Below are 9,794 nucleotides of genomic sequence, written 5' to 3' on the forward strand. Positions count from 1 at the left end.
CGGCCGACACGCCGGCGAGCCGCGGCGACTCCCGCCCGCCCCCCGCTGACGACTCCCTCCGCCTCCTCGACGGACCGCGGGCCGCTCGCGTGAGCGCCACCGCGATCGCGCCGGAGACGGAGGACGCCTCCCCGCCCCGCTCCCGCTGGTCCGTGCTCCGGAGGATCCCGTGGTGGATCCAGGTGCTCCTGGTCTTCGCCGTGTCCCGGGTCGTCACGACCGTGATCATGCTCCGGGTCGGCGCCGTGCGTCAGGGCGTCGAGTGGACGGGACTCCGCGACACCTACGTCCGGTTCGCGACGACGTGGGACGGCGGCTGGTACGAGCGGATCGGGATGACGGGGTACCCGTCGGTCCTGCCGCTCTCGCCGTCCGGAGCCGTCGAGCAGAACCCCTGGGCGTTCATGCCCGTCTACCCGTTCACCGTCCGCGGCCTGATGAACATCACCGGGCTCGACTGGGCGAACGCGGCCGTGCTCGTCGCCCTGGTCTGCAGTGCAGCCGCGTGCCTGGTGATCTACCGGCTGTTCCGCGTCTCGCTCAGCGAGGGCCAGGCGCTGATGGGGATCGTCTTCTTCTGCGTCGCTCCGACGTCGCCGATCCTGCAGATCGGCTACGCGGAGTCCGGCGGCATCCTCCTGACGGCCGTGCTGCTCCTCCTGCTGGTGCGCCGCAAGTGGATCTGGACGTTCCCCGTCGTGCTGGTCGTGGGGCTCCTGCGCCCGAGCGGTCTCGCGATCGCGGCGATGACGGGCCTCTACTTCCTCTACCGCGTCTGGCGCCACGTGCGCGGCACCGAGCCGTTCGCCCGCCGGGAGTTCGCCTTCACGGTGTCCCTCACGGTCTGGTCCCTCGCGGTCGGCTTCGCCTGGCTTCTCATCGCCTGGGCGGTCACCGGCTCCTTCACCGCGTACACAGACACCGAGCTCGCCTGGCGCAGCGTCTTCATCGGCGAGGGCGAGCTCATCCCGTTCACCTCCTGGTTCGCCGGCGGAGGCTGGTGGGGAGGCCTCTGGTTCGGCTCGCCGATCACGGGGATGGGCATCACCGTCGTGGTGGTGCTCGGATTCCTGGCGATCCTGTTCTCGCGGGCCACGCGCAGCCTCGACGTCTTCTCGCGGCTCTGGGTCGGCGGCTACGCGATCTACCTCTTCGCGTTCTTCTACCCGCAGTCGAGCACGTTCCGCATCCTGATGCCGATGTTCCCGCTGGCCGGGGCGCTCGCGGTGCCGCGGTCGACCCTCCTGAGGGTGTTCGTGGTGGCCGCATCGATCGTCGGGCAGATCGTCTGGGTGCTCCTGTGCTGGGTGTTCACCCCGGGCGACTGGTCTCCGCCGTGATCGGCTGACGCCCGACTTCCGGGCGCGGTTCGGATCACCCCCGCGGATGCACGATAATAGAGGGGTACGTCACGAAAGGGGAACTCTATGGCGGCCATGAAGCCGAGGACCGGAGACGGACCGATGGAGGCTGTTAAGGAGGGCCGACTCATCGTCGTGCGCGTTCCGCTCGAAGGAGGCGGACGCCTCGTCGTCTCGGTCAACGATGCAGAGGCGAAAGAGCTGCACGACGCGCTCGCGTCGGTGGTGTCTCCCGCCTGATCCGCACCGTCGTGAACGCCCGTCGCACACCGTGCGGCGGGCGTTCCGTCTGTCCCGGTGGAGCAGCGCTCGTCAGGCGCGGCGCTTGTTGGCCTGCAGCAGGCCGTCGCCGATCGGCGAGAGCACGCTGACCACGGCGGGGGAGGCGCAGACCTCGGCCACCAGCGTGCGGAAGGCGGTCGCGATCTCGTCGCGCTGAGCGGGGTTGGCCACGCGTCCGCGCCACAGCGCGTGGGGGACGAGGACCGTCCCGCCCGGGCGGACGAGCCGCAGCGCGTGCTCGACGTTCTCGATGACCTGCAGCGGATCGCCGTCGACGAAGACGATGTCGTAGGAGTTCTCGTTCATCCGCGGCAGCACCTCGAGGGCGCGGCCCGGGATGAGCCGGAGCCGGTTGGGCGAGATGCCCGCCTCGTGGAACTGAGCGCGCGCGTGCTGCTGATGCACCGCCTCGGAGTCGATCGAGGTGAGCATGGCCTCGGGGGCGCCGTCGAGCAGCCACAGGCCGCTCACTCCGGTGCCGGTGCCGATCTCGATGATGGAGGTCGCGCGGGCCGCCGCGGCGACCAGCGCGGCCTGCGCGCCGATGGAGGGGAAGACGGCGTCGATGCCCAGCTCGACCGAGAGCCGGCGGGCCGAGGCGATGGCCTCCGACTCGACGACCGCGTCCTCGGCGTACTTCCAGTTGGCATCCTTGTCGGACACGGGGGCGCTCCTCTGATCGGTGCACCGGGCGGATCGCGCCCGGGCATCGTCAGGGTACGGTGGCGCGCGGGCTCCGCGAGGGAGGCGCGGCGGGTTAGTGTTGTCCTCGTGTTCGGTCTGACGTTCGACAAGCTCCTCATCATCGGGGTCATCGCCGTCTTCGTGCTGGGTCCCGACCGCCTCCCGCACTACGCCGCCCAGCTCGGGCAGCTCGTGCGCAAGGTGCGCGGATTCGCCACGCAGGCCAGGGAGCGCGTCAAGGACGAGATGGGCGACGAGTTCAACGACGTCGACTGGAAGAAGCTCGACCCGCGTCAGTACGATCCCCGCCGCATCATCCGCGACGCTCTGCTCGAGGACGATCCGGCCCCCACGGTGAAGCCGCCCACCGCTGTCGCCGCTCCGGTCGTGCCGGGCGGAACCGGCTCGGTGCAGGACAGCTACTACACAACGATGCAGCGCTCCGTCTCGTCCGGAACGCTCTCGAGCGTCGCTCCGCCGCCGATCGACTCCGAGGCCACCTGACCCCTGCTCCGTGAGGAGCACCGGGAAGGCGTCTCGACCGACGCCGCCCGTACGAAGGGGTGCGGAGGAGTCAGCCGACGGCGAGCGGGAGCCGACGGCCGGTCAGTCCTCGCGGCCGCGCGGCGAGCGTCGCCGCCAGGGCGTCGATCGCCCGGGCAGCAGGATCCTCCGGATCGCCGACGACGACGGGCACGCCCTCGTCGCCCCCCGCCCGCAGCGCCACGGAGATCGGCAGCGACGCGAGCAGCGGCACCTCGTCGCCCGCCGTGGTGAGCCGACGCGCGACCTCGGTTCCGCCTCCGCTGCCGAAGAGCTCCAGTACCGAGCCGTCGGGCTGGGGGAGCCCGGACATGTTCTCGACCACTCCGATGATGCGCTGACCCGACTGGCGGGCGAGCGCCCCGCTGCGCTCGGCCACGTCGGCGGCCGCCGGCTGCGGTGTGGTGACGATCAGCACCTCCGCGTGCGGGAGCAGCTGCCCGATCGAGATCGCCACGTCCCCCGTCCCCGGAGGCAGATCGAGCAGGAGCACGTCGAGGTCGCCGAAGTACACGTCGGTGAGGAACTGGGAGATCGTGCGGTGCAGCATGGGCCCGCGCCACGAGACGGCGGCCCCTCGGGTGTCGCCCTCGAGGAACATCCCGATCGAGATGACCTTCACGCCGTGCGCCACCGGCGGCAGCATCAGCTCGCCGACGCGGGTGGGCCCCGCGACGCGCCCGTCGTGCATCAGCCCGAGCAGGCCGGGGATGGAGAAGCCGTGCACGTCGGCGTCCACCAGGCCGACCGCGAGCCCCCGCTGGGCGAGGGCGACCGCGAGGTTGGCGGTGACGGTCGACTTGCCGACACCGCCCTTGCCGCTGGTGACCGCGTAGACGCGGGTGAGCGAGTCCGGGCCGAAGGGCATGCTCCGGCGGCCGCCCTGGAGGCGCTCGGTGAGGGCGGTGCGCTGCGCCGGCGTCATGACTCCGACCACGACGTCGACGGCCGTGACTCCGGGAGCCGAGGCCGCGGCCTCGCGGACGTCGCGCTCGATAGCGGAGGCGGCGGGGCAGCCGACGATGGTCAGTCGGATCGCGACGCGGACCGCGCCGTCGACGGCCGCCTCGACCGACTCGAGCATGTCGAGCTCGGTGATGGGCTTCCGGATCTCCGGATCGACGACGCGCGCGAGAGCCGCCCTGACGGCGGTCTCGATCGCGGCGACGTCAGGCATCGCGCCGCTCGGGCGCCTGCGCCCGATCCTTCTCGAGCTCCTCGAGCAGGCCGCGCAGCTCCGAGCGGATGAAGTCCTTGCTCGCCATGTCGCGGATCGCCAGGCGCAGGGCCACGACCTCGCGCGCGAGGTACTCGGTGTCCGCGAGGTTGCGCTCGGCCCGCTGCCGGTCCTGCTCGATCTGCACGCGGTCGCGGTCGTCCTGGCGGTTCTGCGCGAGCAGCAGCAGCGGCGCCGCGTAGGAGGCCTGCAGCGAGAGGATCAGCGTCAGCACGGTGAAGCCGAGGGCCTGCGAGTCGAAGCGCGCGTCCGCGGGCCCGTAGGTGTTGAACATCAGCCAGAAGACGCAGAAGATCGTCATCCCGACCAGGAACCACGGCGTGCCCATCCCGCGGGCGAACGACTCGGTCAGCCGGCCGAAGCGGTCGCTGCTCGGGCGGTTCCGCCGCGAGAGGACGCGGGTGCGCAGCCCCTTCGGGGCGTCCAGGCGCCGGTCCTGCTTGCTGTCCCTAGCCACGCGCGCCCCTCCGTCCCCGTCGTGTCCTGCCTGTCGCCGCGGGTGCCGGCGGCACGAGCGGGACGCCCTGCGTCGCCGTCGTCACCGGCTTCCTCGGTTCGTCGTCGTCGCCGTGGCTGCGCCAGTCGTCGGGGAGGAGGTAGTCGAGGACGTCGTCGATGGTCACCACGCCGACGAGGCGGTGGGACGCATCGACGACCGGCACCGAGACGAGGTTGTAGCTGGCCAGGATCCGGGCGACCTCGGCCGCCGAGGTCTCGGGCGTGATCGGGTCCATGCTCTGGTCGAGCAGGGTGCCGAGGCGCTCGTGCGGCGGGTAGCGGAGCATCCGCTGGAAGTGCACCATCCCGAGGAAGCGGCCGGTCGGCGGCTCGTAGGGGGGCAGCGTGACGCAGACGGCGGCCCCGAGGGCCGGGGCGAGCTCGTGGCGGCGGATGAGGGCGAGCCCCTCGGCGACGGTCGCCTCGGAGGAGACGATGATCGGCTCCGTCGTCATCAGACCGCCGGCGGACTCCGGAGCGTAGGTGAGGAGCATGCGGACGTCGTCCGCCTCCTCGGGCTCCATCAGCTCCAGGAGCGCCTCGCCGCGCTCCTCCGAGAGCTGCGCGATCAGGTCGGCCGCGTCGTCCGGCTGCATCTGGTCGAGCACGTCGGCGGCACGGTCGTCGTCCAGCCGGCCGAGGATCTCGACCTGCTCGCTCTCGGGCATCTCCTCGAGCACGTCCGCGAGGCGGTCGTCCGAGAGCTCGCCGGCGACCTCGAGCATCCGCTGCTGCGGCAGGTCGAGGAGGGTGCTGGCGAGGTCGGCGGGCTTGAGCTCGGAGAGGCTGGCGACGTACTGCTCGGCGGACTGGGCCTCGGTCGAGACGCTCTCGCGGACCTCGCGCCAGCCGGCGAAGGCGGTCGCGCCCTTGGCGAAGGGGGAGGGGCTGGTCTTGGGCCGGCGGACGAAGAGCTGCGCGAGCTCCCACTCGCCGGGAGCGGCCTCCTCGATCGCGACGTCCTCGACGACCGCGTCACCGGAGCCGTCCACGAAGCTCACCCGGCGGCCGAGGAGCTCGGCGATGACGCGGACCTCGCCGCCCCGCTGCTCGAAGCGGCGCACGTTGATGAGCCCGGTGGTGATGATCTGGCCGCTGCCGATGCTGGTGACCCGGCCGATCGACACGAAGACGCGACGGCGCCCGGGGATCTCGACCACCAGGCCGACCACGCGCGGGGCGTCGTTCTGCCGGTAGACCAGGAGCACGTCGCGGACCTTGCCGACGCGGTCGCCCGCCGGGTCGAAGACACTGCATCCGGCCAAGCGCGCGACGAAGACTCTGGCGGAACTCACGGCTACAAACCTAGTGCCGTGCAGCCGGGCGGACGCCGAGCGTTCCCGGCCCGCCCTCGGCCGGTTCTCCGAATCCGTTCAGAGACCTTCAAGAGGCCTGTGCGATTCTGTCCGGGTGACTCAGCAGACGCCGTTCAACGGCCGAGGGCCGGCCTTCCCCACGATCCCGCGCGGGGAGATCCTCGCCACGTTCGACACGTACCAGGAGGCGCAGGCCGCCGTGGACGTGCTCGCCCGCGCCGACTTCCCCGTGCGCCAGCTCGCCATCATCGGCAACGAGCTCAAGAGCGTCGAGCGGGTGACCGGCAAGCTGACCTGGGGCCGTGTCGCCCTCGCCGGAGCGGCCTCCGGCGCGTGGCTCGGCGTGTTCCTGGGCCTCCTGCTCATCATCTTCTCGCCGACGACGGAGTTCTCCTTCCTCATCGCGGCGGTGCTGCTGGGCGCCGGCTTCGGAATGCTCTTCGGGCTCGCCTCCTACGCCGTGAACCGCCGCCGTCGCGACTTCACCTCGACCATGCAGGTGATCGCGACCAGCTACTCCGTGCTCGTGGACCCCGAGGTGGTCAACCGCGCGCGCAACCTGCTCGACGGCACCGCCCCGGCAGAGGCTCCGCAGGCGGCCTGGGCTCCGCCGCCCGCCGCGGTCGGCGACCCGCAGCCGCAGCCCGTCCGCCCCGAGGACGACCCGCGCTGACGATCCTCCACGAAGGCCTCCGGTCCGCCGGGGGCCTTCGTCGTTCCCGGGCGGGGCGGCTCAGGCGGAGCCGACGGGCGGGAGGACGATGTCGACCGCGAGACCGCGGGGGGAGCGGTTGACCAAGGCGACCGTCCCGCCGGCCGAGAGCACGGTGGTGTGCACCAGGGCCAGTCCCAGACCGCTGCCGCCGGAGGCGAGGGTCCGGGAGTCGTCCGGGCGGGAGAAGCGGTCGAAGGCGACCGGGATGAAGGTGTCGGGCATCCCCGGTCCGTCGTCCGAGACGCTGAGCATCAGGCGCCCGTCCGCCTGCGAGAGGGAGGCGACGATCATGCCGCCGCCGTTCATGGCCTGGATCGCGTTCCTCACGAGGTTGTCGATCACGCGTCCGAAGTCCTGGGACGCGACCGCGTAGAGCCGCGCGGGCTCGCGCTCGTCGATCTCGTAGTCGATCTCCACCCCCGACTCCGAGGCCAGCAGACGCGTGCGGTCCACGGCGCCCACCAGTTCGTCGACGAGCTCGGCGAAGGGAGCGGTCGGGCGGACGGTGCGGCTCTCGATGCGCGAGATGTCGAGCAGGGCGGAGGCGAGGCGCACGAGGCGGTCGACGCTCTTCTGCGCGTCGAGGATGACCCGGTCGACCGCGACGGGGTCGTCGACGCGGTGGTGGGCGATCTCGAGCTGCGCCGAGAGTGCGGCGAGGGGCGTGCGGAGCTCGTGGCTCGCATCCGACACCATCTGCTTCTCGCGGGCCAGCGACGCGGTCTGCTTGGTCAGGAACGCGTTCAGCGTCACGGCGAGCTCGTCGATCTCGTCGCGCGTGCCGACGACCGGGAGCTGGTCGCCCTGCCCGGGCTCGGCGGCGATCTGATCCGCTCGCGCCCGCATCCGGCGCACCGGGGCGAGTGCCGCGCCCGTCAGGATCCACGAGGCGAGCCCGAACGTGACGACGAGGAAGATCGCGGCGTAGACCAGCACGTGGGCGAAGTCGTCGAGGACGAGCTGCGAGGCGGCCTGGTCGCGGGCGGAGGCGACCTGCCAGACGCCGCGGTCGCTCTCGATGGCCGTGAAGCGGACCAGGTAGCTGCCGTTCGCCGTCGTCACGTCGGCGTACCGCGGCGAGGTGTCGGCGGGCTTCTCCGCCAGAGCGCCCAGCACTGCGCCGCTCAGGCGCGAGGGCATGGTCGAGGTGCTGACGCTCCCGTCGGGCGCGAGGGCCAGGAACAGCTGGCCGGTCGACGAGCCCTGCGTGCGCGGGACGTTGCCCGCGGAGATGTCGCGGCGCACCTCGTCCTCGATCGACATCAGGATCGTCCGCTCGCTGCGGTCGACGATGCCGGTGACCACCTGGTAGAAGAGCAGCGCCGCGAGCGCGAAGAGGGCGGTCGCCACCGCCACCGTTCCGACGGTGATCCTCGCGCGGATCGAGAGCGCGCCGACCCGGCGGCGTGCCGTGCTCATCCGCGACACGGGCTACTCGACCGGGCGGAGGAAGTAGCCCTTGCCGCGGACGGTCACGATGCTGACGCCCGTGTCCTCGGTCGGGAGCTTCTTGCGCAGGTAGCTGACGTACTGGTCGACGATGTTGTTGTCGACGATCTCGCCGCCGCCCCAGATCTCCGAGAGGATCCGCTGCCGGGTCACGACGGAGCCGACGGGAGTGATGAGGAGCTTGAGGAGCTCGAGCTCCTTCGGGCTGACGTGGATGCGCGAGCCGTCGGCGGTGCGGCGGATGCTCGATCCGTCCACAGTGATGCGTCCGACGTCGATGGAGGTGGACATCAGCGACGGGCTGCGGCGCAGGAGGGCCCGGAGGCGCGCGTTGAGCTCGGTGAACGCGAACGGCTTGGTGAGGTAGTCGTCCGCTCCGGCGTCGAGGCCGAAGACGCGGTCCTCGATCGCGTCCCGCGCGGTCAGCAGCATGATCGGCGTGGGCCGGCCGAGCTCGCGGATCCGGCGGCAGATCTCGAAGCCCGACATCGCCGGGAGCATGACGTCCACGATGGCGGCCGAGAACTCGGCGTTGCTGAACGCGACGAGCGCGTCGATGCCGTTGGTGGTGAGCACGGCCTCGTAGCCGGCGTCTTCGAGGCCGCCGACGAGGGCCTCACCCATGGCTGGATCGTCTTCGACGACAAGGATCTTCACGCGCTCACCCTACGGCCCGGCTCTCAGGAAGACGCACTGCGCGGGCCGTGTGTCGATCGGTTGCGGGATCGACCCATCCGATCGGCGCCGGGCGACGAATGAGGGATGACAGACCGCTCGGGGGCGTGGCGGGAGAGGCGCGATCAGTGTCGCAATTCTACTCTTCTCCCCCCGACTGCTCGATGATATTGTTCGCGAAGTTCACCTCTACCGTCACCCGAAGGCGGCACAAACATGCTCAATATTCTTTCCATCTGGGCGCGTCTCGCGCTGTCGGTCCTCCTGTGGATCGTCCTTCTCCCCGTCATGCTCGTCCTGCTGCCGTTCCGCACGGGCAGGAGCGCCTCGCTCCCCGCCCTGCGACCGGTGCCGGTGCCCGCATCGACGGTGGCGATCGACACCCGGAGCACCAGCGGCGCGTACTAGCCCCGCTTCCCGGGTCGTTCCGGGTCCGACGCCGCGCTCCCGTGAGCTCCGGTGTCGTCCGCCCGCCGATCCTCGACACCCCGAACAGCCGCGCTGCTCTCCGCCAGGAGGGCGCGCGGCTGTTCGTCGTCTCCCGGGTCGATCCCGACTGACCGACAGGTGTCGCTTTGAGCTACTCTCGATCGCGAGCCGCGTCAAGCCCTTCGCAGAATCTCAGGGACTGGCAATACAGTGCTCCCACATGGTTCACCGATCGGAAGGAACACGGATGCTTCGCGCCACGCTCGACACCGCTGGGATCCAGCTCGATTCGACCACGGGAGTCCCCGTGCGACCCGACACCCCGGTCTCGGTGGTCGCGTCGGCGCCTCAGAGCCTGATCTCGCGGATGCTCGGACGCCGCCGCTGCGAAGCATGCGGGGCGGCCTCGGCCCGACGCCGCGACGGCTTCTGCTCGGCCGATTGCGCCGGCACTTTCCACCTCTACGAGTGAGCCCGACCGGCCGAGCGCCGGTGGTGAGCGTCCCGAAGGCCCGTGTTCGACGATCGCGGGCCTTCGTGCTGTCCGGGGGGGGGGGGGGGCGCCCCGTGCGCGGCGCGCGCGCCGGAGTGCGTCTCCTTCGCGG

General features: G+C 71.3%; 11 protein-coding genes. 5 read left to right on the top strand and 6 right to left on the bottom strand.

What is annotated here, in order from left to right; all coding sequences use genetic code 11:
• Positions 1 to 89 precede the first annotated feature (89 nt).
• Both C5D08_RS12085 and C5D08_RS12090 read left to right on the top strand, forming a co-directional pair.
• Positions 90 to 1,340 (top strand): hypothetical protein, encoded by a 1,251-nt coding sequence (locus C5D08_RS12085; protein WP_104277236.1) that lies wholly within the window; start codon positions 90 to 92, stop codon positions 1,338 to 1,340.
• An 87-nt stretch (positions 1,341 to 1,427) separates the two neighbouring features.
• Complete coding sequence (locus C5D08_RS12090) at positions 1,428 to 1,601, top strand: DUF3117 domain-containing protein (protein ID WP_068208299.1); 174 nt, start codon at positions 1,428 to 1,430, stop codon at positions 1,599 to 1,601.
• Positions 1,602 to 1,673: 72 nt separating this feature from the next.
• Here the strand turns inward: C5D08_RS12090 and C5D08_RS12095 are convergent, their stop codons facing one another.
• Positions 1,674 to 2,306 carry an O-methyltransferase gene (locus C5D08_RS12095; RefSeq protein WP_104277237.1) on the bottom strand — a complete coding sequence of 211 codons (633 nt, stop codon included), beginning with the start codon at positions 2,304 to 2,306 and terminating at the stop codon, positions 1,674 to 1,676.
• Between the two features lie 108 nt (positions 2,307 to 2,414).
• On the opposite strand from C5D08_RS12095, the gene C5D08_RS12100 reads away from it, so the two are divergent.
• Positions 2,415 to 2,831, top strand: a complete 417-nt coding sequence (locus C5D08_RS12100; RefSeq protein ID WP_146086039.1) for a twin-arginine translocase TatA/TatE family subunit — start codon at positions 2,415 to 2,417, stop codon at positions 2,829 to 2,831.
• Positions 2,832 to 2,901: 70 nt separating this feature from the next.
• Here C5D08_RS12100 and C5D08_RS12105 read toward each other — a convergent pair whose 3' ends face one another.
• Genes C5D08_RS12105 through C5D08_RS12115 form a run of 3 tightly spaced genes read right to left on the bottom strand, consistent with a single transcriptional unit; the run spans position 2,902 to position 5,900 of the window.
• Complete coding sequence (locus C5D08_RS12105; RefSeq protein ID WP_104277238.1) at positions 2,902 to 4,047, bottom strand: Mrp/NBP35 family ATP-binding protein; 1,146 nt, start codon at positions 4,045 to 4,047, stop codon at positions 2,902 to 2,904.
• Positions 4,040 to 4,564, bottom strand: coding sequence for a DUF1003 domain-containing protein (locus C5D08_RS12110; protein ID WP_104277239.1), 525 nt, complete (start codon positions 4,562 to 4,564; stop codon positions 4,040 to 4,042). Before C5D08_RS12110 ends, C5D08_RS12105 begins: the two co-directional genes overlap by 8 nt.
• On the bottom strand, positions 4,557 to 5,900 hold the full coding sequence (locus C5D08_RS12115; RefSeq protein ID WP_104225554.1) for a magnesium transporter MgtE N-terminal domain-containing protein: 1,344 nt from the start codon (positions 5,898 to 5,900) through the stop codon (positions 4,557 to 4,559). Before C5D08_RS12115 ends, C5D08_RS12110 begins: the two co-directional genes overlap by 8 nt.
• 115 nt (positions 5,901 to 6,015) lie before the next feature.
• Here C5D08_RS12115 and C5D08_RS12120 point away from each other — a divergent pair, with 115 nt between their 5' ends.
• A complete protein-coding gene (locus C5D08_RS12120; RefSeq protein WP_104277240.1) occupies positions 6,016 to 6,594 on the top strand; it encodes a general stress protein in 579 nt (192 codons plus the stop codon).
• Positions 6,595 to 6,654: 60 nt separating this feature from the next.
• On the opposite strand, the gene C5D08_RS12125 is transcribed toward C5D08_RS12120, so the two are convergent.
• On the bottom strand, positions 6,655 to 8,055 hold the full coding sequence (locus tag C5D08_RS12125) for a cell wall metabolism sensor histidine kinase WalK (RefSeq protein WP_146082486.1): 1,401 nt from the start codon (positions 8,053 to 8,055) through the stop codon (positions 6,655 to 6,657).
• A gap of 12 nt (positions 8,056 to 8,067) precedes the next feature.
• Positions 8,068 to 8,742, bottom strand: a complete 675-nt coding sequence (locus C5D08_RS12130; protein ID WP_258059273.1) for a response regulator transcription factor — start codon at positions 8,740 to 8,742, stop codon at positions 8,068 to 8,070.
• A gap of 234 nt (positions 8,743 to 8,976) precedes the next feature.
• Here C5D08_RS12130 and C5D08_RS12135 point away from each other — a divergent pair, with 234 nt between their 5' ends.
• Positions 8,977 to 9,168: a hypothetical protein gene (locus C5D08_RS12135; protein WP_104249560.1), complete on the top strand. Its 192-nt coding sequence runs from the start codon at positions 8,977 to 8,979 to the stop codon at positions 9,166 to 9,168.
• The last annotated feature ends 626 nt before the right edge of the window (positions 9,169 to 9,794 follow it).

Origin of the sequence: Rathayibacter sp. AY1B6, assembly GCF_002932755.1 — a bacterium.
Taxonomy (GTDB): Bacteria; Actinomycetota; Actinomycetes; order Actinomycetales; family Microbacteriaceae; genus Rathayibacter.